General features: G+C 64.7%; 23 protein-coding genes. 15 read left to right on the top strand and 8 right to left on the bottom strand.

All coding sequences use genetic code 11. From position 1 onward, the window contains the following. Both Q1U94_RS12810 and Q1U94_RS12805 read right to left on the bottom strand, forming a co-directional pair. Positions 1 to 1,035, bottom strand: a complete 1,035-nt coding sequence (locus Q1U94_RS12810) for a hypothetical protein (RefSeq protein WP_300545331.1) — start codon at positions 1,033 to 1,035, stop codon at positions 1 to 3. Between the two features lie 204 nt (positions 1,036 to 1,239). Next, positions 1,240 to 3,774 carry a TonB-dependent receptor gene (locus tag Q1U94_RS12805; protein WP_300545329.1) on the bottom strand — a complete coding sequence of 845 codons (2,535 nt, stop codon included), beginning with the start codon at positions 3,772 to 3,774 and terminating at the stop codon, positions 1,240 to 1,242. Positions 3,775 to 4,050: 276 nt separating this feature from the next. On the opposite strand from Q1U94_RS12805, the gene Q1U94_RS12800 reads away from it, so the two are divergent. From Q1U94_RS12800 to Q1U94_RS12790, 3 genes are all read left to right on the top strand, one after another. Beyond that, complete coding sequence (locus Q1U94_RS12800) at positions 4,051 to 6,126, top strand: S9 family peptidase (protein ID WP_300545327.1); 2,076 nt, start codon at positions 4,051 to 4,053, stop codon at positions 6,124 to 6,126. A 114-nt stretch (positions 6,127 to 6,240) separates the two neighbouring features. Beyond that, positions 6,241 to 6,510, top strand: a complete 270-nt coding sequence (locus Q1U94_RS12795; RefSeq protein WP_300545325.1) for a hypothetical protein — start codon at positions 6,241 to 6,243, stop codon at positions 6,508 to 6,510. A 214-nt stretch (positions 6,511 to 6,724) separates the two neighbouring features. Beyond that, on the top strand, positions 6,725 to 6,997 hold the full coding sequence (locus tag Q1U94_RS12790) for a hypothetical protein (RefSeq protein ID WP_300545322.1): 273 nt from the start codon (positions 6,725 to 6,727) through the stop codon (positions 6,995 to 6,997). Positions 6,998 to 7,065: 68 nt separating this feature from the next. Here the strand turns inward: Q1U94_RS12790 and Q1U94_RS12785 are convergent, their stop codons facing one another. Together Q1U94_RS12785 and Q1U94_RS12780 are read right to left on the bottom strand one after the other, a co-directional pair. Continuing rightward, complete coding sequence (locus tag Q1U94_RS12785) at positions 7,066 to 7,695, bottom strand: glutathione S-transferase family protein (RefSeq protein WP_300545319.1); 630 nt, start codon at positions 7,693 to 7,695, stop codon at positions 7,066 to 7,068. 10 nt (positions 7,696 to 7,705) lie between these two features. Further along, positions 7,706 to 9,463 carry an amidase gene (locus Q1U94_RS12780; RefSeq protein WP_300545316.1) on the bottom strand — a complete coding sequence of 586 codons (1,758 nt, stop codon included), beginning with the start codon at positions 9,461 to 9,463 and terminating at the stop codon, positions 7,706 to 7,708. Positions 9,464 to 9,651: 188 nt separating this feature from the next. Here Q1U94_RS12780 and Q1U94_RS12775 point away from each other — a divergent pair, with 188 nt between their 5' ends. The 4 genes from Q1U94_RS12775 to Q1U94_RS12760 all read left to right on the top strand — a co-directional run bounded on the left by Q1U94_RS12775 (position 9,652) and on the right by Q1U94_RS12760 (position 12,626). Continuing rightward, positions 9,652 to 10,575, top strand: a complete 924-nt coding sequence (locus tag Q1U94_RS12775) for a hypothetical protein (protein WP_300545314.1) — start codon at positions 9,652 to 9,654, stop codon at positions 10,573 to 10,575. Between the two features lie 60 nt (positions 10,576 to 10,635). Next, complete coding sequence (locus Q1U94_RS12770; RefSeq protein WP_300545310.1) at positions 10,636 to 11,424, top strand: hypothetical protein; 789 nt, start codon at positions 10,636 to 10,638, stop codon at positions 11,422 to 11,424. A 130-nt stretch (positions 11,425 to 11,554) separates the two neighbouring features. Next, positions 11,555 to 11,884, top strand: coding sequence for a hypothetical protein (locus tag Q1U94_RS12765; protein ID WP_300545308.1), 330 nt, complete (start codon positions 11,555 to 11,557; stop codon positions 11,882 to 11,884). Positions 11,885 to 11,954: 70 nt separating this feature from the next. After that, positions 11,955 to 12,626 carry a glutathione S-transferase gene (locus Q1U94_RS12760; protein ID WP_300545306.1) on the top strand — a complete coding sequence of 224 codons (672 nt, stop codon included), beginning with the start codon at positions 11,955 to 11,957 and terminating at the stop codon, positions 12,624 to 12,626. A gap of 341 nt (positions 12,627 to 12,967) precedes the next feature. On the opposite strand, the gene Q1U94_RS12755 is transcribed toward Q1U94_RS12760, so the two are convergent. Continuing rightward, a complete protein-coding gene (locus tag Q1U94_RS12755) occupies positions 12,968 to 14,380 on the bottom strand; it encodes a M20/M25/M40 family metallo-hydrolase (RefSeq protein WP_300545304.1) in 1,413 nt (470 codons plus the stop codon). Positions 14,381 to 14,487: 107 nt separating this feature from the next. Here Q1U94_RS12755 and Q1U94_RS12750 point away from each other — a divergent pair, with 107 nt between their 5' ends. After that, complete coding sequence (locus Q1U94_RS12750; RefSeq protein WP_300545302.1) at positions 14,488 to 15,432, top strand: pirin family protein; 945 nt, start codon at positions 14,488 to 14,490, stop codon at positions 15,430 to 15,432. A 4-nt stretch (positions 15,433 to 15,436) separates the two neighbouring features. Here Q1U94_RS12750 and Q1U94_RS12745 read toward each other — a convergent pair whose 3' ends face one another. Further along, the gene (locus Q1U94_RS12745) at positions 15,437 to 16,441 is read right to left on the bottom strand and encodes a DUF2891 domain-containing protein (protein WP_300545300.1); all 1,005 of its coding nucleotides are present in this window, start codon (positions 16,439 to 16,441) and stop codon (positions 15,437 to 15,439) included. A gap of 329 nt (positions 16,442 to 16,770) precedes the next feature. Here Q1U94_RS12745 and Q1U94_RS12740 point away from each other — a divergent pair, with 329 nt between their 5' ends. Beyond that, the gene (locus Q1U94_RS12740) at positions 16,771 to 18,396 is read left to right on the top strand and encodes a phosphoenolpyruvate carboxykinase (protein ID WP_300545298.1); all 1,626 of its coding nucleotides are present in this window, start codon (positions 16,771 to 16,773) and stop codon (positions 18,394 to 18,396) included. A 59-nt stretch (positions 18,397 to 18,455) separates the two neighbouring features. On the opposite strand, the gene Q1U94_RS12735 is transcribed toward Q1U94_RS12740, so the two are convergent. Continuing rightward, a complete protein-coding gene (locus tag Q1U94_RS12735) occupies positions 18,456 to 18,860 on the bottom strand; it encodes a hypothetical protein (RefSeq protein ID WP_300545296.1) in 405 nt (134 codons plus the stop codon). Positions 18,861 to 19,089: 229 nt separating this feature from the next. On the opposite strand from Q1U94_RS12735, the gene Q1U94_RS12730 reads away from it, so the two are divergent. The 6 genes from Q1U94_RS12730 to Q1U94_RS12705 all read left to right on the top strand — a co-directional run bounded on the left by Q1U94_RS12730 (position 19,090) and on the right by Q1U94_RS12705 (position 25,206). Beyond that, positions 19,090 to 19,257 carry a hypothetical protein gene (locus Q1U94_RS12730; RefSeq protein ID WP_300545293.1) on the top strand — a complete coding sequence of 56 codons (168 nt, stop codon included), beginning with the start codon at positions 19,090 to 19,092 and terminating at the stop codon, positions 19,255 to 19,257. Between the two features lie 117 nt (positions 19,258 to 19,374). Continuing rightward, a complete protein-coding gene (locus Q1U94_RS12725; protein WP_300545291.1) occupies positions 19,375 to 21,165 on the top strand; it encodes a homoserine dehydrogenase in 1,791 nt (596 codons plus the stop codon). Further along, positions 21,162 to 22,106, top strand: coding sequence for a homoserine kinase (locus Q1U94_RS12720; protein ID WP_300545289.1), 945 nt, complete (start codon positions 21,162 to 21,164; stop codon positions 22,104 to 22,106). The genes Q1U94_RS12725 and Q1U94_RS12720 overlap by 4 nt, the downstream gene beginning before the upstream one ends. After that, complete coding sequence (thrC, locus tag Q1U94_RS12715) at positions 22,103 to 23,398, top strand: threonine synthase (protein WP_300545287.1); 1,296 nt, start codon at positions 22,103 to 22,105, stop codon at positions 23,396 to 23,398. Before Q1U94_RS12720 ends, thrC begins: the two co-directional genes overlap by 4 nt. 55 nt (positions 23,399 to 23,453) lie before the next feature. Then, positions 23,454 to 23,768: a hypothetical protein gene (locus Q1U94_RS12710; protein ID WP_300545285.1), complete on the top strand. Its 315-nt coding sequence runs from the start codon at positions 23,454 to 23,456 to the stop codon at positions 23,766 to 23,768. A gap of 1 nt (position 23,769) precedes the next feature. After that, positions 23,770 to 25,206, top strand: a complete 1,437-nt coding sequence (locus tag Q1U94_RS12705; protein ID WP_300545283.1) for a hypothetical protein — start codon at positions 23,770 to 23,772, stop codon at positions 25,204 to 25,206. Between the two features lie 91 nt (positions 25,207 to 25,297). Here the strand turns inward: Q1U94_RS12705 and Q1U94_RS12700 are convergent, their stop codons facing one another. After that, positions 25,298 to 25,912 (bottom strand): DUF6445 family protein, encoded by a 615-nt coding sequence (locus Q1U94_RS12700; protein ID WP_300545281.1) that lies wholly within the window; start codon positions 25,910 to 25,912, stop codon positions 25,298 to 25,300. Positions 25,913 to 26,166: the final 254 nt, after the last annotated feature.

The following is a 26,166-nucleotide window of genomic DNA, read 5'->3' as shown; positions in this document are numbered from 1 at the left end:
TTACCCCTCAAGCGTCGAGATGGAAAAACGGATTGCAGCATCCTGGTCCTGGACCAGCTGCACGATGATGCGCGGATTTTCAGCCACACCTTGGCTTACCAGAAGGCCGACCTCGTCGAGTCGCGCCTGATCCAGCCCGGCCTCCAGCGCTTCACGCAGGACATTGACCGTCAGCACGGCATCATCCGGGCACGCCGCAAAGGCCCGTCCGACGCGCCGCAGCGCGACGGCGGTCAAAGGACTGGGCGCGGCGCCCTGCCTGTCGAAGCGCAGCGTTTCGGCCCCTTGGGCTGCGCGCACGATGGCCGCGCAGGCATCGACATCCGGGACCCGGCTGACGGCCGGCGCGCCGGCCGGCGTCACGATCCAGGCCGCCCGGTAAGGCAGCGGCATGTTGGAAAGCGCCGCGGCAACAGACTGGGCGATCTGCGGATTGGCAGCCTCGCCGATCAGCGCACCGGTATCCGACTGCAGCACGATGGCACCGCGATCCAGACGCGCCAGCTGGCCAAGCAGACGCTTGGCCGCCTCCTCCCAGTCCGGGGACGGCGATCCGCCCGGCACCAGGGTGAGGTCTGTATCGGCACCGTTGGAGAAATTTGCATCTGCATAGCGGGTAATCGCATCGCGCGCGGCGGCGTCGGTCGCGTCGCCGCGGATCAGTACACGACCGTTCAGGGCAACGTCGGCGCGGAAGACGAAGCCTCGTTCGAGCCGGGCGTCGATGGTTTGGTCAACAACCCGTGTCACACCGCCGGCAATCCGTCCTCCCGACCAGGTCGACGCCGCAACGGTGGACAAGGCATCGGCCCGCGCCGTGTCACTGGGGGCAGCGCCGGAGACGATGGCGCGCTGGCCGTCGAGACGCACGGTCGCCCAATCGTGACCGCGCAATGTCAGTGCCTCCGCCGCCCCGGCCTGCAAACGCGCCTCAAGGGCGCCGACGGAGAAGGGACCGACTGAAAACAGCAGAGCCGCTACAGCAACCACGGCCGCCGCCGAGATCAGCAGAAAATTGCGAACCCGGGATGTCATCGTGAATTTCGTCATCGCGTGAAATACCGTCCCGTACAGGGTTCAATCAGCACAAATCGGCGGATTCAGGGCAGAATCCCGAATCCGGGAAGTAGCATTAAAAAAGGGGTATCTCCAGAGCGCAAACCCCAGCCCGCATAACCGTGTACGCGAAAGGGCCAGAGCATGTGCCCTGGCCCTTCCCGTCGACCTTGCGGTCCAGATCTAGCGGCGCACGCGGAGAGTAACGCCGTAGGTGCGCGGCTGGCCGAGGAAGGCATTGAACGAACCCGGCTGGAAGGGACCGTCGAAACCGACCTGGATATAGTCCTCGTCAAACAGGTTCCGGCCCCAGAGCTCTACGCCCCAGGACTCGTCGTCCGCCTGCAGGCCAACGCGGCCATTGAAGATGGCATAAGCGTCCTGAACCTTCTCCGGATCAAGATCGGAACCGGTGTTCTGCTCGGACATCCAGCGCGCATCGATATGCCACAGCCAGTCGAGGTTCTCGTTGAGATCGCCGCGATAGCTGACGGAAGTCGATGCATACCATTCCGGTGCCAGCGAGAAGTTCTGGCCTGACAGGCGGTCCACATCGGCCACACCGGTCGGCGCGAACTCGTCATAGGTGGCGTCGGCATAGGTGACGCCACCCTGCAGGGTCAGCCCCGGGATCGCGTCGGGCAGCCACAGGATCTCGGCTTCCGCGCCCTGGGTCGACGCACCGTCGATCGAGGTGACGAAGAAGGAAATCCCGTTGAACGTGTTCAACTGATAGGTCTCGAAGATCGACTGGAAGATGTAGAAGTTGGCCAGGACGGTGTCGTTGGCCCACTCGGTCTTGATCCCCAGTTCATAGCTGTCCACCAGTTCCGGATCGAACCGTGCCGGATAGGAAGACGGATCGGCCAGAACAGCCGTGAAGTTCACATCGGCCGAACCCGAACTGATGAAGCGGTCGAGATTGTACCCGCCAGCCTTGTAGCCGCGCGAATAGGTTCCGTAGACCAGAAGGTCATCGTTGAACCGGTGCGACAGCGACAACAGGCCCGAGGTTTCGTTTTCTTCCAACGACTGGGTGTTGTCGATCCGGCTGTAGACATCGCGTGCCGACGGCAGGCAGGTGAAGGTACCGAACTGGATCAGGCCGGGCACGGGAACCCCGGAACCGGCAGAGAAGCCGGCGAGGATCGCCTGATTGGTCGGCGTCGACCAGTCAAGCGCATCGCCGAACACGGCTTCCCAGACGTCACATGCCGGGGTGTTGGAGTCCGCGAAATCGAACGTCGCCGTCTTTTCGGTCGAGGTGTGACGCAGACCGAAGGTCAAGTCGGTATTCTCGCCCAGACGCCATGTGTTGTGCGTGAAGAAGGACAGGCTTTCCCCGTCCTGCGTGTAGGTGTCGCCGTTCGGATTGCCGCTGTTGAGCGGAATCCCCGCCCCCGGCGCCATCGGCGTGAACCCCGGGATGAAGGTCAGGCCGAGACCGTTGGCCAGGTCGGTCACCAGGGTCGGCGACGCACCGCTCGAACCCAGCAGCGACAGATAGGTCTCGAAATGCGCGCCATACTGGATGGCGTCACGCCGCATCAGATCTTCCTGGGCGTAATAGGTGCCGAACATCCAGTCGAAATTCTCGGTCGAACCGGAAATCCGGGCTTCGAATGTCGTGTTGTCGAAATCGAAGGAATTCATCGACGGGTCGCGGAAGACAATATCCGCACCCGTGAAATCCGTATCCTGGCCAGAGACCAGCGAATAGGACCGGTCGGACACGATCGCCGTGACGTCGAATCCGTCGAAAGCCCAGTTCAATTCGGCCTGGATACCGTGGTCCTCGATTTCCTGGAGCGTGGAACGGTTGGCCTGGATCTGACGGCTGAACGGATCCTCGGAGCCGGGCATCGGACGCGCACCGGGAACCAGCGCATTGATGATCGGAGCGGACGGGCCGGAAACGATGCTCGGCGCGCCACAGCAATCCTCGTCACGCTCGGTATAGTCAGCACCGACAAGCAGGTTCACGTTCTCGTTGAACTCGAACAGGACCTGACCCGACAGCGTGTAGAAGTCCTGGTTTCCGTCCTCGGTCGCAGTGCGCGGACCACCGAACGTGTCGACATCGAGCCAGCCATCGCGCTGACGCCGCGCGCCATAGACCCGGGCTGCAACGCCTTCCGCAATGGGCCCGGTAATACCGCCCGAGATCCCCCAACCGTCAGCCTCACCCGAGGAGATTTCAGCCTCGGCATGCGCACCGAACTCGAATTCGGGGCGTTTGGTGACAATGTTGATGATACCGGCAGACGTATTGGCGCCGAACAGAGTGCCCTGCGGGCCACGCAGCACCTCAATACGCTCGAGTTCGCCCAGGTCGTTGAAGCCGACACCATTACGGGCGCGCGGCACGCCGTTGATCACAATGCCGACCGAAGACTCCAGACCGGGATTGTCCCCCACCGTTCCAATGCCGCGGATACGCGCGGTGGTCACGAATTCGTTCGAGGTTGAAGTGACGTTGATACCCGGAGCGATGACCGCGAGATCCTTCAGATCGCGAACGCCCGCATTCTGGAGCAACTCCTCATTGTAGGACGTCACGGCAACCGGCACGTCCTGTATACCCTGCTCGCGCTTTTGCGCGGTCACGGTGATGACGTCTACGGTGCGGCTTTCGGTCTGCTGCGCAACCGCCTGTCCGGTGGTGAGCGCTACGGCCGACGCAGCGGCGAGCAAAATTGTGCGATGAGACGCTGACATGCTTTAACTTCCTCCCGTTTTTGGCGGGCGTTGCCGCCTTATTGTGACGAATCCAACTGCGATGCCCGAGACGGATTCCGTCGGGACATTGAGGGATATCTTACCGTGGGTGAAGCCGAAAATCGGCGGTGACGCTACCATTAGGCAGTTGTGCGGCCTCCTGAGAGCGTTTTCGCCGGGGCTGTTGCATGTCTGTCACATTACCACGAACAGCGCAGAGATTGCCGTTGCCGTCCCGCCCGTCTTAGATGGCCGCCAAAGGGATGGAGGACGAACATGTTCAAGACGGTTGTGGCGGCGCTTGCGTCGGGATTTCTGACAGGCGCCGTTCTTGGCCAGGCCGCAACACCCCTGCAGCCAGCGGACGTGTTCGATCTGGAAGCCGCAACCGATCCGCAGATCGCTCCGGACGGTTCGGTCGTAGCCTATGTTCGCCGCAGCAACGACATCGCCACGGATCAGACCCTGTCGGCTGTGTGGGTGATTGGTGCAGATGGTTCTGGCCATCGCGCGCTTGTCGGAGACGAGGGACAGACCAGCGCACCGCGCTGGTCTCCGGACGGGCGCAGCCTGGCCTATGTGCGAAGCGTCGACGACACGACCACACTCTACGTGTTCGACGTCGATAGCGGTTCACACCAAAAGCTCGCGACGCTGGAGACCGGGCAATCCGGCCTTGCCTGGTCGCCCGACAGCACACAGCTTGCCTGGGCTGCCTTCGTCCCGGCACCCGGTGTCGATCCTGCGGACCTGCCGGAACGCGGCGCGGGCATGGAATGGGCCACGGGCGCGCAAGTCGAGGACCGGTTGAATTTCCGCTTCGACGGTGCCGGCACGATCCCGACGGGGCATCAGCAGCTCTTTGTCATCGCCGCCGATGGCGGTGAGCCGCGCCAACTGACCCGCGGTGCACCCGGCGTTTCCGGCGACTTTGCCTGGTCGGCCGACGGGCAGAGCCTGCTGGTTTCGGCGGACCGCCGGCTGGATGCCGAACACCTCCCTCCCGACACCGAACTGCACCGGATTGCGCTGGACGACAGCGCCTTTACCACCATCACGGATCGCGAGGGGCCCGACACCGCTCCCCGGCCTTCGCCCGACGGCCGCCATCTTGCCTATCTGGGTTATGACGACCGGCGCATGGGCTATCACAATGTCGAACTCTATCTGGCCGATGCCGACGGGAATGGCGCGCGCTCCCTGACCGCCACGCTCGACCGATCGGTCTCCGATCCGCAATGGAGCGCCGACGGGAACTGGATCTATGTGCAGTATGACGATCATGGCCGGACCCGCCTCGCCCGGGTCTCGCTGGAGGGCGAAATCGAGATCGTCGCCGATGGGCTGATCGGTGCAACGTTTGGCCGGCCCTACACGGGCGGCAGCTATTCACTGGCGGCCAGCGGCGACATTGCCGCTACCATCGGATCGTCGACCCGGCCGGCCGATATCGCCCTCGGCCGCGCCGGCGCCACGTTTTCACCGCTCACCGCCTTGAATGAGGATGTCCTGGCGGACATCGCCCTGTCGGAAGCGGAGGAGATTCGCTGGGCCTCACCGCATGACGGCCGCGAAATCCAGGGCTGGGTGCTTTATCCGCCGGACTTCGACGCCAACCGGGAGTGGCCGTTGATCCTCGAAATCCACGGCGGTCCCTTTTCGGCCTACGGACCGGCCTTTTCGGCCGAATTGCAGCTGATGGCGGCGGCGGGCTATGTGGTCGTCTATACAAATCCGCGCGGATCAACGAGCTATGGCTATGAATTCGCCAATCTCATCCATCACGACTATCCGGGGCATGACTACGACGACCTTATGGGCGCTATCGACTATATGCTCGGGCGCGATTTCATCGACGACAATCGGCTATTCGTGACCGGCGGGTCGGGTGGCGGCGTGCTGACAGCATGGATCATCGGCAACACAGACCGTTTCGCCGCGGCGGCCGTTGTCAAACCGGTGATAAACTGGACCAGCTTCGTGCTTTATTCCGATCTGCCGCAATTCTTCTACCGGTACTGGTTTGCCAGTTCACCGTGGGAGGACCCGGACGAATACTGGCGGCGCTCGCCGCTCTCCCTGGTCGGTAACGTCACCACGCCGACGCTCATGATGGTCGGCGGCGCAGATCTGCGCACGCCACGAGCCGAAACCGAACAATACTATTCGGCCCTGCATCTGCGGCAGGTCCCGACGCGGCTGATCGTCATTCCCGATGCCTTTCACGGTATTTCCAATTCCCGCCCCAGCCGGCTCCTGGGCAAAGTAGCGGAAATCCTGCGCTGGTTCGAAACGCACGATCCCGGCCAACACGTCACGACCGGCTCGCACGCATCCGAAACCGGTCGCTGATATGTTACCGAGAGGTTACCGCCACATTGCAACCACTGCTGGAGCGCAATTTCGTCTTGTGCGTCGCAACAGCATTGATACGTTCTGCGAAGAGATTTTCTGGGGAGTTCCGTAATGAAGTTGTACGCAGCATTGGCGGCCGGTGTTTTTCTTACAGCCTGCGCGACCACGACGACCGATACGTCGGCAAACGCCGTCGAAACCGCCGCCGCTGGCGATGAGGATGTTATCTGCCAACGCGAAACGCCGCTCGGCACCCGGCTTCCGTCTCGCCGTGTTTGCCGCACCGCCGAGGAGTGGGCCCGCGTTCGCGAGCAGAGCCAGGAGTACGCGCGCGACATGCAACGTTCGCCGCAGCAAAGCCCGTTCGAAGGCGAGAACTAGGCACAGCCGAACGCTCCGGGTCACCCTGGACAAGCCTTGAGAAATGCGCGCCGGAAACGGTGCGCATTTTTTTCACCGGGCCACCCTCGCCGGCACCCTTGCCTGAATTGTCTTTCGATTATGCCGCCCCGCGTGCATACTAGTCGCCCACAACGCATCAGTCAGTCCGGATCAGGCCTGCCCGCTCCGGCTGAATGAAATTGGGGAGACAGGCATGAAACTCTATATATTAGCTCTCGCTTCCGGACTTCTGGCGACAGGCTGTGCCACCACCGGAGAACCATCCGAAGCGACCGCCCGCAATGCGGCCGAGGTGCGCCAGATGAGTCCGGACGGGGAAGTCCTGATCTGTCGCGTCCGGCGAACCGGCTCGCGCCTGCCGCAGCAGCGCGAATGCCGCACCGAAGACGAGTGGGCACAGGTCGAAGCTCAAAGCCAGGAACTCGTACGCGACTTCCAGCGCGCGCCGCAGCGATCACCTTACTGATTCAGTGACACTCCCGTACGCAAATGCCCGGCGGACCCAGTAGTCCCCCGGGCATTTTCGTTTTGCGCCTAGGCTTGGCTGCTGGGCCTTGCGCCGACCGCTTCGCGCCACCGCGCCAGCGACGACTGATTGTCCGCCGGCTTCAGCTTTATCCAGGCCGCAAAGTCGACAAACACGAAGGCGGCGATGTCTGCCGCGCTGAACCGGTCACCGGCCAGGTAGGGCGTGTCCGCCAGCTGCTCGTCCAGAACCACCATGAAGGCTTCCGCCCGAGCCCGTCCGCGTTCGGCCAGTTCAGGGATCTGAGCATAGCGGTCCGGACCGGTGATGGCCGAGTCCTTGAAGAATTCCGAGCGGTTGCGCAGGGCTTCCGCGACGCCCATCAACCCTTCGCCCTCGACCCGGGCCCACCATTCGGCCACCAGGGCCTTTTCCAGGGGAGTGGTCCCCAAAAGCGGCGGATCCGGGAATTCCTCCTCGATATAGCGGGCGATCGAGGCATTGTCGCAAAGCACGGTGCCATCATCGAGCACCAAAGCCGGTACCGTGCAGCGCGGATTGACGGCCCGGAACTCCGGATCGAACTGCGCCTTTGCCGCCAGGTCGACCTGTATGGTTTCCACCTCAAGGCCTTTTTCCGCCATGAAGATGCGGGCCCGGCGCGGACTGGGCGCCGGCGTGTAGTCATAGAACTTCATCGCTCTGCCCCTATGCGAAACCGGACGGCCGTTCGTCGGCGATGCCCAGGCGGCGTTCGATCTCCCGTCCGAGAGCAACGAGCTTGCCCTCCTCAAAGAGCGGCGCCCACAAGCTGGTCGTCTGCGGGACCCGGAAGCGGGGCGCCTCGCCATTCTCGCGGGCCTGCCCGAAGATGGTTCGCGACGGCTGTTCGGAGAAACCGGAGCGGAACGCCAGCTGCGGATGTCCGGTGAAATTGGTAATCACCAGCATGGCTCCCGCGAAATTCGGCCCGATGATCGCATCGAGCCCGTCAAACAGGCCGGCCATTTCCTGCATCACCTGCCGGCGGAACCGGTCGATATTGATCAGGTCCACCGCTGAAATGAAGCGGGCGCGGCGCCAGGTATTCGGCCAGGCCGCGTTGTCCTGCCAGACCAGTGTGTCATCAGCATCGGTGAGGGTGAGGTGTTCGAAAGCCGCAGCCGACTCGGCCTCCACGGCTGCAAACAGGGCGTCGTAGGGGCGATCCGGCAACGATATCTCGACCAGTTCCACACCAGCCGCCCGCGCTGCATCCAGCGCGGCCCGGTCGGCATCCGTACCATTGTTGAACCAGGCAGGGTCATAGCCCACGCGCATGCCGCGCACATCGGCACCGGCATTGGCTTCAAACCCCATATCGAGCGAGCTGGGATCGGCGGGGTCGTGGCCATTGATCGCATCCAGCACGAAGGCCGTATCCTCGACCGCCCGGGTGATCGGACCGATCTTGTCGAGTGTCCAGCACAACGCCATCGCCCCGGTCCGCGGCACGCGGCCGAAGGTCGGCCGCAATCCGGTCGTGCCGCAACGGTTCGACGGCGACACGATCGACCCCAGCGTCTCGGTCCCGATCCCGAAACCGACCAGGCCCGCGGCCGTGGCCGAGGCCGATCCGGCACTGGATCCCGAGGAGCCTTCCTCCGGATTCCAGGGATTTCGTGTAATCCCGTCGAACCAGCGGTCGCCATAGGCGATGGCGCCATTCGTGGTCTTGCCCAGCAGGACCGCACCTGCCTCGCGCAGCATTTCGGTGACGCGTGCATCGGTCTCGGCCACACGGTCGCGATAGGGCGTAGCCCCCCAGGTCGCGGCGACACCGGCCACGTCGATGATATCCTTCATGCCGTAGGGAATGCCGTGCAGCGGCCCGCGATAGCGGCCGGCGGCCAGATCGCGGTCGCAGGCATCGGCCTCCGCCCGGGCGATTTCGGGCGTGACCGTGACGAAGCACTCCAGACGACTGGCATGGCGAGCGATACGATCGAGATAGATATCGGTCAGTCGCCGCGACGTGATGGCACCGGTGGCGATCCAGACGGACTGCCTCCAGACAGGCGCGAATGCGATGACGCTATCATCGCCCGGCAACGGGCCGGCACTCTGGCCGGACACGGTGACCCCGCCGCCCTGTTCGCGATAGGTCACGCCAGGCAGGCGCGGATCGAACACGCTGGCCGGGGCCAGCGTGTTCGGCTTGTCCAGCATCCGCTGGCGCGTCATCCGGGCAATCCAGTCGTCGATTTCAGCGACGGCCTGTTCACGCTCGGCATCGGTATAGCGGACGTCGAACAACGCCTCGGCGCAGCGCAGCGTTTCGGTTGTGACCGGTTGCGTGCCGGTCTCCGCCGTCCTCGCCGCCGTTTCGTCCGGTTGCGCAAGTGCTGTTCCGCCGGTTCCGGCCGCCACGGCAACAACCGCGCCGCCCTTGAGCAGATCCCGGCGCGACTTGATGTGTCTTGTCATCCCTCTCCCCTCCTCGTGTCTTGCGGGGAAGAAACTGCGGCGGTCGCGCGGGAAGTTCAATAGAGAGGCGAACCCCAACATCGGGTTTCACCCACAAATTGCCCCATTCCGCCCCATTTCGGTTCACAATTCCCCGTTAACCCTGTTGTCAGTGCCCTTGCGGGCAAGTCAATGCGGGGGGAGAGGCCATGCCCTTGGATCAAACTGTTCTGGACCGGCGCGAATTCGCCGACGACGTCGTTGAACTGCGCCCGGACATCGCCGAATTCCGCGACACGCGCGCGCCCGGTGCCATGATCGCGTTGTCGCGAGCCCGTGCCATCGCGAAGGCGCGCCAGGCCGACCTGTTGAAATTCCGCCGCACCTGGGGTGGTGCGGTCGAAGATGTGGCGGGCACCGACAAGCCGGCGGTCAAGCCGATCGACCGCGCGGCCATCTATCCCAGATCCCACATCCTGCATTTCTCCGTCCTGGCGACCCTGGTGCTCTTCGAAGGCCTGGCCAACGCCTACTTCTTTTCCAAAGGATCCGATCTGGGTCTGCTGGGCGGCTGGCTGCAGGCGATCACGGTCTCCTTCACCAATGTCATTGCGGCCTTCTTCCTGGTTGGCTTCATCGGTCTGCGCCACATGTCGAACCGCAACAAGCCGATCATCTCGGGCATTGCTGCTGCCGGCGTCGGGCTGGCGGTCGCAGCCCTGCTGATGCTCAACCTGACGGCGTCGCACTTCCGCGACCTGCTGGAGCTGAATGCCGCCACGCTGGCTCTCGGCGGCGCCGAGACAACCGGAACCGTGCTGACTCCGGTCAGCGAGGCGCGCACCAATCCTTTCGGCATCCAGACGCTGGAGGCCCTGCTGCTCTTCGTACTCGGCTCGACCTTCGCGGTCATTGCAGCCTACAAGGGCCGGACCTTCGACGACGCCATCCCGGGCTATGGCGGAGTGACCCGCCGCCTGGAGGATGCCTCCCGCGAGCTCGAAAAGGCTCTGGAAGCCGGCTGGAAAGACGCCAAGAAACTCTCCCAGCCGGAGCTTGAAGAATTGGTCGAGGCCAAGAATCTGCTCGATGAGATCTGTCAGGATCTGGCCGGTCCGGGCAGCCAGCGCTAAGGTCGCCCCGTCCGGTGTCCGCAAGGGGCATCGGCGGGGGACGCCAGCGACGGAGGGGGCATGTCCGGACGCGACGCCATCGGGCTTTTCAATCTATTGATCATCGCTGCCGTGCTGGGCGCCATCAGCTATGCGGCCTTTGTTCTCAAACCGGCCGAGTATGACAGCCAGACCTTGTGTCTTGCCGACGCAACCCCGCCGCACCGGGTGGTGGTCATCGACAAGACCGATCTCTATGCCACAACCCAGGCAGAGGCCATCGCCGATCTGATCCTGGACGAGCGCGATGCGCTGGCCGTGGGCGAACGGTTTTCGCTCTATGAGCTCAATGAAAGCGGTGAACTGCGCAACACCAACCGCTTCTCGCTGTGCAATCCGGGCGCAGGCGAACAGGTCAATCCGCTTTATCGCAATCCCGAGCGCGTCCAGGCCCGCTACGAAGCCCTCTTCGCCGAACCGCTCGACAGGGCCCTGGCAGATCTGGTGACGCCCAAGGATGCACCTTCCAGCCCGATCATCGAAGCGCTGGCCCGGCTCGGCCTCGACCCGACTTTCGACCGGACGGTTCCCGGCCGCCGCATCGTGCTGGTCTCCGACATGCTCCAGAATTCGGACGTCTTCACCGTCTATGGCCGCGGCCGTGGCTCATTCGAGGACCGTGTACCACCGGTTCAATCGGTCGCCGCCGCGATCCGGGAAACCTATGGCGACAGCCTGCGCGGCGTCGAACTGGAGATCCGGCTGATACCCCGTCAAAGCTGGGAAAGCGATCAGCGCGGTGTGTTGCAGGACTACTGGAACGCAGTTTTCGACCGGCTGGGCGTCCGCGCCTACTGGATGGATATCTGATCCGGAGACCGAATCCGGTTTTCCACAATTTCAGGCATTGGCGCATACGATATACATTTGCGGCCAGAGCGACGCCTTACACAATATATTGTGTTCGACTTTCTTCGGAACGCAATAGATGGGGAGCGCAATGCCGGCACCGGCCCTTTATCAGGATGCCGACAAGGTCTTCGGCCCGAACCGCGAGGCCTGGCGGATCGCCGACAAGGACATTCTCACCTTCTGCGTCCGCCAGCCCCATCTGGAGGAGCTGGCCTTTGCCCTGGCCGATCACGGCCACACGCATGTCGGCCACGTCGCCCGGTTGAGCCTGTTCACGGTTGTCGACCTTGCCGGCGGCGACCGCGCCCTCGCCGAGGAACTCCAACATCGCCTGCATCACGCGGGTCTCGGCCTGGGGCTGGAATTGCGGGGATGGGCCGCCCCCGCAGGTGATGATGTCGATGCCATGATGGAATAGGCACGCATTGCCCTGACGGCGATCTGCTCTATCTTTCCGGCAAAATTCACGCTCCAGCCGGAAAACCTTCATGATCACTCTGCACCACCTCAATAATTCCCGTTCCCAGCGCGTCCTCTGGCTGCTCGAGGAAATCGGTCTGGAATACGAGATCGAGAAATACATGCGCGATCCGGCAACCATGCGGGCCCCCGCCTCGCTGAAGGCCGTACATCCGCTTGGCAAATCGCCGGTGATTACCGAGGGTGATGTCACTGTCGCGGAATCCGGCGCCATCGTGGAGTATCTTGTCGACACGCACGATCCGTCGATGAAGCCTGAGCCGGGCAGCGAGGCTCACCGCCGTTATGTCTACTGGCTGCATTTTGCAGAAGGCTCCGCGATGCCGCCGCTCCTGGTTCGCCTGGTGGTCGGCCGGATCGAGCAGGCCAAGATGCCCTTCTTCGTCAAACCTGTTGCCCGGTCGATCGCCAAACGCCTGCGCGACGGCTTCACCGATCCGGAGATCGCCAATGTCTACGGTTATATCGAGCGTGAACTGGGCCAGCGCGACTGGTTTGCCGGCGACGCCTTCACGGCTGCGGACATCCAGATGAGCTTTCCGTTGGAAGCGGCGGCAGCCCGGGCCGGAATCGGACGGGAATTCCCCAATATCCGCGCCTGGCTCGATCGCATCCACGCCCGGCCCGCCTATGCGCGCGCGCTGGAGCGCGGCGGGGAATACGGCATCGTGGGCAGCTAGCGTCCGGCGCCGGCCCGGCCGGGCCGGGATCGCCTGCGCGAGCGCTTCGCACCGGTCTTCGGTCAGGAGGTCCCGGACAGCGCGCTGCCCGCCCGGGAGACATGCGCTGTGGATGGCGGTGTTCTGGAGTGGCTATCGCGGCGGCTCAATCACCCGACCAAGGACGTGGAGCCCCCTCACGCAGGCGCGAGAACGGTTAGTTCGTCGTCATTGAATCCGGCCAGACCGGGACGGACTGTATCCGGCTCCCGCCGAAAACCGGGCAAATTCCGCACAATCAGAAGAGGCGGGCCACCAAAGGTGACCCGCCTCGAGTTTCAGAAATCCGGAACCGCTGGCACCTATTGGCTGGCCGTATCGCCCGTGGACTCCCGGAAATCCACATCGAGCTCGGCAGCGAGGTAGACCAGCGCGGCATAGGCCGCCACATTCTGGGCCAGCTCGTCCGGATCGATCTTGTCGAGCGTGTCGTCCGGCGTGTGGTGCAGGTCGAAATAGTCCGACCCGTTCTGGTTCAGGCGAACGGTCGGCACCCCCTGCATGGCCAGGGGAATAATGTCCGGACCTCCGCCAGGCACATCGGATCCGCCACGGATAATCCCCAGCGGAGCGATAATGCGGCCGATCTCGTCAATCGCCGGCGTGCCCGCCTCGGATACATTCGACACGAGTTGCCAGATCGAGCGGGCCCCGAAATCGGACTCGGTGGCCAGAACATGGTCGGCAATCTCGGCGGCATGCTGCTGCGCATAGGCGCGCGCGCCGAGCAGGCCGACTTCCTCGGCTCCGAACATCACCACGCGGATCGTACGGCGCGGACGTTCGGGGAGCTGGGCGATCAGCTGTGCCGCAGCGACGGTGATCGCAACACCGGCTCCGTCATCGACAGCGCCGGTTCCCAGATCCCAGCTGTCCAGATGGCCGCCGATCAGGACGATCTCCTCGGGGTTTTCCCGGCCCACCAGGTCCAGCACGACATTGCCGCTGGTCACGTCGCCGTGCCAGCCGGCGGTCGAATTGATGCGCATGGCGATCGTCTCGCCACCATTGTGGAGCCGGCGCAGATGGTCGGCGTCGGGATTGGAGACGGCAATGACGGGGATATCGGCCCATTCGCCGTCCAGCGAACTCATCATGCCGGTGTGCGGGAAGCGGTGGCTGTCGGAACCGACCGAGCGGACGACCAGCGCTTCGGCGCCGGCCCGTTCGGCATGCTGCCAGCCGATCCGGCGGCGCTGATTGGCGGGGCCATAGCCCGCACCGGTCTGGCTGGCCACCATGATCTCGCCGTCGATGAAGGCGATCCGGCCTTCCAGGGAACCGTCCGCCGCTTCCATCAGGTCTTCGACGGTGCGGAAATAGACGATCTCCGACTCGAACTCGCCTGTGCCCGATCCGCCCAGCGCGGTGCCGTAGAGCGCCTGCTCGTAAGGTGCCGTCATGGTGATCGTCATCTCGCCGCGATCCCAGAACGGCATGGTGAAATCTTCCACCACAACCCGGTCGAAGCCGAGTGCCTCGCCCAGTTCGCGGCCCCAGACACGGGCCCGGGCCTCAGCCTCCGAACCGGCCAGACGGGGACCGACCTCGGTCGTCAGGGATTCCACGATCTCGTAGGCCAGATCGCTGTCCAGTGCGGTGTCCACCAGCTGGCGCGCCGTATCGGCCGCTTCGTCCGGTATCTCGTACCGCTCCTGGCCGATTGCTTCCGCAGACAGAAAAACGGTCATTCCCAGCGCGACGATTGCTTTCATTGGAACCTCCCCACACATTTCAAAGCATCACTATGCGGTGCTGGAAGCCGGGCACAAGTGACGCCGGTGTAATCCGCAGCATGAAGCCAATAGATGGGAGCGATGCCATGGACAGCAAGATCGAGGCGGTCTTTTCCGGTCGGACGCGGGACCTCGGCGGGTTCGAGGTGCGGCGCGTCCTGCCCTACGCCAAGCGGCGCATGGTGGGTCCCTTCATCTTCTTCGACCAGATGGGTCCGGCCGAGTTCGCACCGGGCAAGGGTATCGATGTACGCCCCCACCCCCATATAGGGCTGGCCACGGTGACCTATCTCTTCGACGGGGCCCTGCATCACAAGGACAGCCTGGGTGTCGACCAGACCATCCGCCCCGGCGACGTCAACTGGATGACGGCCGGGCACGGCGTGGTGCACTCCGAACGCACGCCGGACCCGGAACGCGCAGCCGGACACCGCATCTACGGCATCCAGACCTGGGTCGCCCTGCCCGCCGAACGCGAGGACATGGCGCCGGCCTTCTACCATCACCCGGCCGACACCCTGCCCCGTTTCGAGCGCGGCGGCGGCGATTTCCGGGTTATCCTGGGCGACGCCTGGGGGCATACCTCGCCGGTCGAGGTGTTTTCGCCCATCGTCTACCTGCACGGCGAATTGCGCGCGGGCGCCTCGGTCACGCTCAATCTCGACCATGAGGAAGTCGCCGTCTATCTCGTGGAAGGTGGCATCACCGTCGACGGGCAGGCGCTGGAACCGGGCGATATGGCGGTTGTGAAAGAGGACACCGTGCCGGAACTGGCCGCCCAGCTGCCCAGCCGGGTCATGATCGCCGGCGGCGCCCCCCTGGGCGAGCGCGAGATCGAATGGAATTTCGTGGCCTCGGACAAGGCGCTGATCGACACCGCCAAGCGCGACTGGACGGGTGCCGCCGATTCGGGCTTTCCGGCCGCGGGCCGTTTCATTCTGCCGCCGGGCGAAAGCGAGCACATCCCCCTGCCCGGCACGACCGAGTCCGGAAAACCTGTGAAACCGACCACGGACTGTCCCACCAGTTGACGGCCTAATCTCCCGAAGGCGCCTCCAGGGCGCGGCTCGTTGTGTAATAGGTCGCAAAACTGGCCAGCCAGTGACCGCCGGCATAGTCGTCACCGGTGACCGATGCGATTCCCGCCTCGCCATGCAGACGGGCGCTTGCCTCGAGGGCGGGAATACGGGGGTCGCCCTCGGGCAGGGCGTGGGCGATCGCATCGAGATTCCAGGCCCGCGAGAGATTCACCCCGTCGAGATGAACCAGCTTGCCGTCTGCCGGATCGACCACGCGGCCGGGCTCCAGCCAGTCCGCCGACCCGTCGGTGGGAATGCCGGGGAGGAACCCGCCCAGCCAGGCCGGAAAGTCTTCCGGTCCCAGCACACGGCGCATCAGGTCTGCCTCCATCAGGCAGGGTGACAGAAAGTCCTCGCCGGAAGGCTCGTATCCGATCGGGCATTCGCGGTCGCCATGGTGGAATTCCAGCGTCTTGTCGACGATCAGGCGTTCCAGCTCTTCATCGCCGGTCGTTCGGGCCCAGTCGAGCGCAAGGGCGAAGCCGAAGGCCGACTGGTTGTGTGTGCCGATACGGATCGGATAGAGCAGATTGGGCAGCCAGGCCTTGTATCGATCCGCCACGACCGTCTCCAGCGGCGCCAGGGCCGCGCCCCAGCGATCGGCACGGGGATCGTCCCACTCGCGCAATTCCAGCCCGAGCTGCAGCAGCCAGGCCAGGCCGTAGGGCCGTTCGAAAGACGCCCGTCCCTCGCCGGCGAAATAGGCGATTTCGCCGGCGATATTGTCCGCTGTCAGATTGGTGTCGAGCGCCGCGGTTGCGGCGGCCGTCATCTCGCTTTCGGGCATGGTGCGCAGGAGACGCACCAGCAACCAGTGGCCGTGCACGGATGAATGCCAGTCATAGCAGCCGTAGAAGGCCGGATAGAGTTGACGCGGGGTCCGGGCATCCGAGTCGGTTTGAAGCACGTGCGCGATCTTGTTCGGATACTCGCGCTGAACACAGTCGAGGGCGAGCTGCATGAAGTGCGCATTCCGGCCGGGGGGCGGCCCGTTTTCCCGGGCGTGCGCGATGTCGCTGCAAAGAAAAGCAAAAATTGCGATTCCGGCGAAATATGTTCGCGATAACATGAACTTCCCCCAACTTCACTTTCGGTTTCGGCCGTGCCGTAAGGGCTTTTCTGCCCCTACCCGATCTGCTACCGCCGACATACGAAAAGCTTTCGGCCCGGCTGGCAAGACACTTGCTGGGGCCGGGCGATAAAAGCGGCGGACGCAATGCCCGCAGCGCAAAATCAGGTGAGTCGCTCAACATGGCCTTGTGCCGGAGCACACTGGGGGAAGCGAAAATCATGTCCAATAGCGATACTCGCGACGGCGGGTTGGCGAGTTTGGGTATTCGTGCCGGTCGCGTGAATCTCAACTGGAATGAAGCCCGTCTTTACGAGGAAGCCGTTCGGCGGGGCGAAGGCGAGATTGCCCAGGGCGGTCCGCTCGTCGTGAAGACCGGTGCCCATACGGGCCGTTCAGCCAAGGACAAGTTCACGGTTCGCGATGCGGACACCGAAAGCCAGGTCTGGTGGGACAACAACGCGTCCATCACACCGGAAAGCTTCGACGCTCTCTGGCAGGATTTCCAGGCCCACATGGCCGGCAAGGAAGTCTTTGTACAGCAGCTCTTCGGCGGTGCCGATCTCGATCATCGCCTGCCTGTGCGCGTGATCAACGAGCTGGCCTGGCATTCCCTGTTCATCCGGCATCTGCTGCGCATCCCCTCGGCCGAAGAATATGAGGGTTTCGAAGCGGAATTCACGATCGTGAACCTGCCCAGTTTCAAGGCCGATCCGGCGCGCCACGGCTGCCGGTCGGAAACCGTGATCGCGGTCGACTTCTCGCGCAAGCTGGTCCTCATCGGCGGCACATCCTATGCGGGCGAGACCAAGAAGTCGGTTTTCACCATTCTAAACTACCTCCTGCCGGCCAAGAAGATCATGCCGATGCACTGTTCGGTGAATGTCGGCGAGAAAGACGATGCAGCAATCTTCTTCGGCCTGTCCGGCACGGGCAAGACGACGCTGTCGGCCGACGCCTCGCGTACACTGATCGGCGACGACGAACACGGCTGGTCGGAAAACGGGCTCTTCAATTTCGAGGGCGGCTGCTACGCCAAGATGATTCGCCTGTCGGCCGAGGCCGAGCCGGAAATCTACGCCACCACGAAAATGTGGGGCACGGTGCTGGAAAACGTGGTCATGGACCCGCAGACCCGCCAGCTCGATCTCGACGATGCCTCGCTGGCCGAGAACAGTCGCGGCGCCTACCCGATGCACGCCATCCCGAACGCCTCGGAAACCGGCCGCTGCGGACACCCGAAAAATCTGGTCATGCTGACCTGCGACGCCTTCGGCATCATGCCGCCGATCGCCAAGCTGACGCCGGCCCAGGCGATGTATCACTTCCTGTCCGGCTATACCGCGAAAGTGGCGGGGACGGAGAAGGGTGTGACCGAACCCTCGGCCACGTTCTCGGCCTGTTTCGGCGCGCCCTTCATGCCGCGCCATCCGGCCGAATACGGCGCGCTGCTGCGCGAACTGATCGCCGAGCACGATGTCGATTGCTGGCTGGTCAACACCGGCTGGACCGGCGGCGCCTACGGCACCGGCCAGCGCATGCCGATCAAGGCCACGCGCGCCCTGCTCAATGCGGCGCTGGACGGCTCGCTGAAGTCGGCCCGTTTCCGTGAGGACGAGAATTTCGGCTTCATGGTGCCTGTTTCGATGCCCGGCGTGGACGACGGTATTCTCGACCCGCGCTCGACCTGGGCCGACAAGGCCGCCTACGACGCGCAGGCCGCCAAGCTGGTCGGCATGTTCCTCGATAATTTCAAGACGTTCGAGGATCACGTGGCGACGTATGTGCGCGCTGCCGCCCCCAAGGCCGCCCGGCGTGAAAAGACACTGGAAACCGCAGCGGAATAGTCACACTCCCGTGCGGCAAAGATCGGGCCCCGGCCGAAACGGCCGGGGCTTTTTCCTGTCTAGCGGTGCGGAACCAGGCGCGCGCCCAGCCAGGCCATGGGCATGAATACGGCCAGCCCCAGCGCCCACATCCACAATGGGCTGGGGATCATGATCAGATTGCTCAATCCCGCGAACAGGAGCCCGCCGCCGGCGATCAGGGCGAGGCCGGTATGGCGCCGGCGCGCGACGAAGGCGGTCACGGCACCGGCAACAAGGGCACCCAGGGCCCATGCGGCCACGACCGCCAGGCGATTGATGTCAGGCACCTGCGCGGCGGCCTCCCGGAAGGTTTCCGGGTCGGAAAGCTGCGCCATCAGCGCCGGCTGCAGCGGGAAGGCCATATGTCCCAGCCATTCGAATACGCCGACGCCGATGCCGCCGGCCACGATGCCTGCGATCACTGCCAGAATATTGCGGAGCATGTAGAATCTCCCCTGTCCCGCTTTTGCGCCATCCTGGTGAAGATCGTCCGTCACAACACGGCAAATCGCAAGGATCGCTTTCGTCCGGTACAATTGCCGGGAAATCCTTGAGACAAAATCGTGCACACCGCGGACCGGAAATGGCTTCGCGAGCAAAAAACTGTTTGACGTTGGCGTGAAGATGCGCCTTTCTTTGTACGACTTCGCAAACGCAGCACGCCGCTGCCTCATGGATGGATCCGTCATGCCGCTCGACGCGACAATGATTGCAGGCCTTCAGACCCAGACCGCGACCGGTCTGTCCGGTCTTGGCTGCACGACTGACGGCGGCCTCGGTACCACCACCACCATGATTACGACCACCTCCTGGACCTGGGGGGCGGCCGGCGTGCGCTAGCGGATCGAAACGACCGCAACACACCGAACCCGCTCCCCGGCCCGGCGAGCGGGTTTTTTCATGCCCGAAACCAAGACTTCCTCACCACGCAGCAAAGACCCAAAGGACACCGGACCCATGCCCCTCGACCTAGAAGCCCGAAAACCGCTCAAGCTGTGCGTTCTCAAATTCGGCAGTTCTGTCCTGCAAAAGCCCGACGACTATGCCCGCGCCGCGCACGAGATCTATCGCCATACTCGCGGCGGCGAGAAAGTCGTTGCCGTCGTGTCCGCACTGCAGGGCGAGACGGACGCCCTGTTCGGTGTCGGTCATACGGTCGGCCAGAATTGCTCGGACCGGTTGATGGCGCGGCTGGTGCGATGCGGGGAAATCAAGTCGGCGGCGCTCATGGGTCTGGCGCTGCAGCGTTCCGGAATCCCCTCCGCCGTTCTCGATCCCCACGAAATGGGTCTCAAGGCCGATGGCGAGCCCCTGGATGCCAATCTCACCGGCCTCGATGCGGACCGTGTCCTGTCGCATTTCGAGTCCGCCGATGTGATCGTGGCACCGGGTTTCTTCGGTGAAGGGGTCGAGGGTCCCGTCACGCTCGGGCGGGGCGGCACGGATCTAACCGCAGTGGAATTCGCCCATTGGCTCGGCGCCGACCGGGTACGCCTGATCAAGGATGTCGACGGTGTGTATACCGACGACCCGGCCAGAAATCCCGAAGCCGTACGGCTTGACCAGCTCGACTATGACGAGGCCGCCAAGGTCAGCCGCGGCCTGGTCCAGGAGAAGGCTATCTTCCGCGCCCGGGACAATCGCGTGGTGATCGAAGTGGCCGCCCTGGGCCGCCCATTCGCCACGCGCATCGGCGCGGTGAAACGCCGCGCGGGGCCCGTTCCCAATACCGGCAGGCTGCGCGTGGCCGTCCTTGGGCATGGCGCCGTGGGAGCCGGAGTATGCTCGCACCTTCTGGCGCATCCGGGCCGGTTCGAACTCGCCCCCGTGCTGGTCCGCGACCCGGACAAGCACGCCAGGGCGGTTGGCGACACCGTGCTCAGCTTCACCGACGACCCGGCCGATGCGCTGGCAAACACGCCCGACATCGTTGTGGAAACCATGGGCGGTACCGGATTTGCCCGCTCGCTGAGCCAAAGCGTCCTCAGGGATGGAAGCCACCTCGTCTCTGCCAACAAGGCCGTGGTGGCACTGGATATCGACCGCCTTCAGGAGCTCGCCCGCCAGCAGGGCCGGCAATTGCGCTACTCGGCAGCGGTCGGGGGCGGAGTACCGATACTCGAACTGATCGACCTGCTGGCCGCCAATGACACCGTCCTGTCCGTCGAAGGCGTCATGAACGGCACCTGCAATTTCATCTTCGGTCAATTGCGGGCCGGCGCGCGCCTGGCCGACGCGATCGCCGAAGCCCAGCGCCTAGGATTCGCGGAGGCCGACCCGAGCACCGATGTGGACGGGCTGGATGCGGCCGACAAGCTGGCCATCATCGTCCGCCATGCCTTCGGCGTGACCCTGGCTCCCGACAGGATCCCGTGCGAGAGCCTGAACGATCTCGACCACCATCGGATTCGTGCCGTCAACGAGGAGGGCCTCGTCTTCAAACAGGTCGCGCGCTGCACCGTGTCCCCGGAGGGGCAGGTCGAGGCACGTGTCGATATCGAGGCGCTGGACCCGGCTCACCCCCTGGCGGGACTGGTGAACGAGGGCAATGGCTTCCTTGTGCGTCTGCCGCACCGGACGATTGCCGTGCACGGCAAGGGCGCGGGCCGCTGGCCCACCGCAGAGGCCGTCTTCGCCGATATCATGGACATTCAGCGCGCCTATCTGGCGGGAAACGCTGAAACATCGCCCGTTCCGGAGAATCCGCTTAGCCATATCCGCCGAATATCGACGGGATCGGTGGCATGAAGTCAAAAAGAACGGCGGCCCGCGCCAGCGCACCCGCCAGCATCGGGAATGTGGGCGTCGGCTTCGACGTGCTCGGCCTCGCCTTCGATGCCGTGCGCGATACGGTCAGCGTCACGGTTGAAGAGACCCGGGGTGTGCGCCTGGGCACCGTGTCCGGCCTGGTCGAGACCTTGCCCGGCACCGTCGGGCAGAATTGCGCCCTCGCCGCGGCGTCGGCCGTGCTCGAGGCCGCCGGCGCCCGGTTCGGACTGCGCGTGGATGTACACAAGGGCGTCCCCATGAGCGCCGGCATGGGCGGGTCAGCTGCGTCGGCCGTCGCCGCGGCCGGTGCCGCCAATGCCGTGCTGGAAAGCCCGTTTTCGCTGTCCGATCTGCTGCCTCTGGCCATGGAAGGTGAAAGGGTCTCCGCCGACCCGCCGCCGTGGGACAATGTAATGGCGGCCCTGATGGGCGGTCTTGTGCTGGCGGCCCGGCTCGACCCGCCACTGATCCGCCGACTCCCCCTGCCCGCAGACATCGCCTGCCTGCTTTTCCATCCCCGGCGCACCATCGAGACACAGTCCGCGCGCCAATTGCTCGCGCCGGTGATCGCCAAGGACATAGCAGTCGAACATTCCCGCAACATGGCCGCCTTCGTCGCCGGCTGTGCGACCAATGATGTCGACCTCGTGGCCAGCGGTCTGAACGACGTCTTCATCGAACCCCAGCGCGCCACGCTTCTGCCCGAACTGGCTGCGGTCAAAACTGCCGCGCTGAACGCCGGTGCCCTGGGCTGTTCCTTTTCCGGCTCCGGCCCCTCGGTTTTCGCCTGGGCCCGCGAACGCGACCTGCCGGCAGTGGAATCGGCCATGTCGGGCGCCTTCAAGGCGGCCGGCTGTCCGGCCACCGTCTACGATGCGCCCCTGGACTCTGCCGGCCTGCGCCTGGAGCCCCTGGAATGAGCGACCCCATGCTGTACATCTCGACCCGCAGCCAGGCGCCCGGCGTGACGGCCGATACCGCATTGCGCGCCGGCGCCGCGCCGGATGGCGGGCTCTACCTGCCGGGCACGCTGCCCGCCTTCGCCCCGGACGCTTTCGATGGAACAGGCGGACTGGCCGATCTGGGTGAACGACTTCTGGCGCCCTTCTTCGCCGGCTCGCCCCTGGCCGGCCAGATCGGTCCGATTTGCCGCGACGCCTTCAATTTCCCGGCCCCGCGGATACGTCCCGATCCCGGCGATCCGGGACTTGAGATACTCGAACTGTTTCATGGCCCCACGGGCGCCTTCAAGGATTTCGGCGCCCGCTTCCTGTTCCGCTCTTTTTCGGCCCTGGGCCAGAGCGCCGGCAATCCCGTCACGGTTCTGGTGGCCACCTCGGGCGATACGGGCGGCGCGGCCGGGTGTGCCGCCGAAGGGGTTCCCGGCACCCGCGCGGTGATCCTCTTTCCCAAAGGCCGCATTTCCGCCTTCCAGGAACACCAGCTGTGCTGCTGGGCCCCCCCGGTCGAGGCCCTTCGTGTCGACGGCGATTTCGATGCATGCCAGGCCATGGTCAAGGCGGCCTTTTCCGATCGGCAACTGAGTGCCCGGCACACGCTGACATCGGCCAATTCGATCAGCATCGGCCGGCTCCTGCCGCAAATGGTCTACTGGTCCCGCGCTGCGCTCGACGCCTATGCCGAAACCGGCGAGAAACCCGGCCTTGTCGTGCCCACCGGCAATCTGGGCAATGCCTTTGCGGCCGTTCTGGCCCGGGCCTGCGGCCTGCCCATCGGTCCGATCGTGCTGGCGACCAACGCCAATACGACGCTTTCCAGCTGGTTCGTCTCGCATCGCTACGAGCCGCGCGCCTCGATTGCCACGATCGCCAATGCGATGGATGTCGGCGCGCCGAGCAATTTCGAACGCCTGGCAGCCTTTCCCGATGCCGAAATCGCGGCAGTCGAATGCGTCGACGACGCGACGATCCGCGCCCGCCTGCGCCGGACGTTCGACCGCACAGGCTATATGGCCTGCCCGCATACCGCGACGGCCCTGGAGGCCCATGCGCGACTGGATACCGGGATGCGGACCGGACGTCGCTGGATCGCTGCGGCGACCGCGCATCCCGGCAAGTTCGCCGATATCGTCGAACCGGCGCTCGATCACCGCGTCGAACTCCCGCCCGCACTCGGCGATGTTCTGAACCGCCCTGTCCGGGTCCGCGACATCGCCGGCACGCCCGGCGCGCTGGCCGAAGCGCTGGATTGAAGTCCGCCCGGCGGAGAAAATCGCGCCAGAATTTCATCAGGCCTTCCAGCGACTTTTGCGCACATACACGCTTCGATTGACGGCCGGGACGATCTCCGCCTCCGCGGAAACCGGCAGGGCGACGATCGCGGGGCTGGGCAACGCCGAACGGACCCGCCTCGCGCGGGATCACTTCAATGCCAAGATAGAGGCCTACCCGCTCCTGGACCCGTCGGCGGCCCGGTTGGACATCAATGACGACGGATACTTCACCGAAGTCGTGATCACCTACTCGGTAGAGGGTCATCCGGCCTACATCTTCGCGGGTCTGCTTCCGCTGCCGGAAAGCCCCTACACCTACCGCCAGATCATCCGCAATGGCGGGGGGTGAGATGCGCGATTTCCTGCGAAACGAGCGCGGCTCGGTGCTGCCGCTATACGCCATGAGTATCGGCATCATTGCCGTTCTGGTCTCCGCCATCCTGACCCACGGCCTGCAGTATCTGGAGGACCGCCGCATGCAGGCCCTGGCCGACCTGATTGCCCTCGTCTCGGTACGCGACCAGGATTATTCCAGCGCCTACGCCCTGCAGATCATCGAGGATCAGGGCCTGGTTCGAGAACATTATGCGCCCATTCTGACACCCGGGCACTACATACCGGATCCCGGTCTGCCGCCCTACCAGCGTTTCGAGGCAGGCGCGCGGCCCTTCAATGCCGTCCGCGTCGACCTGCATGCCCAGATCACCGACGACTGGGGCCAACTCCGCATCGCCGGCCTGCTGGCCGAGGCCGCGGCCGCCCGGCGCGACACCGCCAGCTTCGCGGTCGGTTCACGTCTGGCGCGCCTGGAAGGCGGCGCGAGCGGCGAGATACTCGGCGCTCTCATCGGCCATGACGGCCGCATTACGGCCATGGACTACCGGTCGCTTGCCGATATTCGCATCGACAGCCTGGCCTTTCTTAACGCGGTGGCTGGAGAAACCGGAATCCACACCGGCACATATGAGGAGATTCTCGATGCAAACGTGCCGCCCCGATCCATCCTGCGGGCCGTTCACGCAGCGGCGGGCAGGGATGCACCCGGCATTCTTGGCCGCATCGCCGAACGGGCCCTGCGCCGCGGCAAGCCGGTGCGCGTCGGCGACATTCTGGAAGCCTCGGCCATTGCCCCGGCACCGCTTATGGACGGCATGCTGGGTGCGCACGTTTCCGCGCTCGACATCATCGAAGCGACGGCCTATGCCGCCAATTCCGAGCACCAGGTCGCCATCGACCTGGACGCACACTTCGCCGCGGTCAGCCTGGCCATCGGCGAGCGCCCGCAATCGCCCCCCGTCGAAGCCGCAAGCCGGCCCGGCGCCCGGGCGGAAACGCGGCAGCTCGACCTTCTCACCCAGCTGGGCGTCGGCCTTTCGCGTATCAATATCCGGCTGGAAGCGGCCATGGCCGAAGCCGAACTGACACGGGTCAGCTGCGGTCCCGGCGGACGTGTCAGCGCCGATTTCGACGTCACGACCAGTCCCGCGCGGCTGGTGGTGGAGACCGGCGGAGCGTTGGGGCAGGCCCTTTCGGTCGATCTGGGCACCGGCGACCGCCGGCGGGTCACCATGACCGAACGGCACATCGCCAGCGGCCAACCGGAAACGCTGCGGTCCGGCGCCGGTGTCAATGCGGGACTTGCGGGGACCTCCCTGCCGCTGGGCCCGCTGACCGGTTCGATCCTCCGGGAAGTCGACAACCTGGCCGGGGATCTGGGCCTGCACCTGGCGGAAGCCGACCTGTTTCTCCGCGGCGCGAGCTGCGGTCATGCCTTCCTGATCGAATAACCTCCCCCCAAGGCCGGCGATCAGGAAGAGCCCGCCCCGACTTGCCCGGGGCGGGCTCATTTTCTCTTGTCGCACCCGCGCCGCCGGCCGGCTAGCGAACGGCGGCATTCTCGAAGAAGAGCGGCAGGATGAGCCGCCCGTTTGCCGGCCCGGTGCCGAAGGACACGCCGGCATCGTGCCAGATATAGCCGCGGAACAGCACCATGCGGTTGAACTTCATCGGGATCATCATGGTCTCTTCCCATTGCGAACGGTCGTTCGCACCGGTCTCGAGGATGTCGGTGACCGCCGCATCGGCATTGGGATAGCCGGCCGCCTCGGCCTCGCCGGGAAACAGCGGGGCACGGTCCAGCCCCGTCTTCCTGTGCCGGAAGAAATGGGTGCCGCCCCGGCAATGCTCGTCCAGGGTCAGATAGATCATCACCGACCAGTGATTGCGGTCGATATGGACGCTGGCCTTGCGGTCCGCCCCGTCCAGCGCCAGCCGGGGAATGCTGTGGGAGGAATTCCGGGCGGGAACCAGACGCTCGTGCACGAGATCGCCGATCAGGCGCTCGATCCCCTCCAGCACCAGCGGATGGCGGGCATTGCGGCCCGGATAGGCCGCGCCCTCCGCCCGCGGCGGATAGTCCAGCGACAGCGCCGCCTCGCGCACCCGGTGCGGCTCGGAGAAAAAATCGTCAACGATGAGATGTGTCAGATGCATGGCCGCAAGACCTAGCCGAATTGCCCCAAGCTGTGAATGCCCGGCGGCCGGAACCCCGTTTTGACCTCCCCGGTTTTCCGGAGCGGGCAGCCCGGACGGCGCCACGCGCTTTCGCGCTGGCGGTATGGGAGGGGTGCGGGACGCCTAGGGCGTCGTCGCTGGTAGCTGTGTGTGACGCCGTCCGGCGTCCCGCACACGGAGATTTGGTCCCGGCTCGCGCCGGGCGGTCAAGACCGGGCAGGTACGGACGGGCT

It is taken from the genome of Maricaulis sp., assembly GCF_030149515.1.
Taxonomy (GTDB): domain Bacteria; phylum Pseudomonadota; class Alphaproteobacteria; order Caulobacterales; family Maricaulaceae; genus Maricaulis.
The sequence above is the reverse complement of the archived record's forward strand: the minus strand, read 5'-3'. Positions and strand labels throughout refer to the sequence as shown.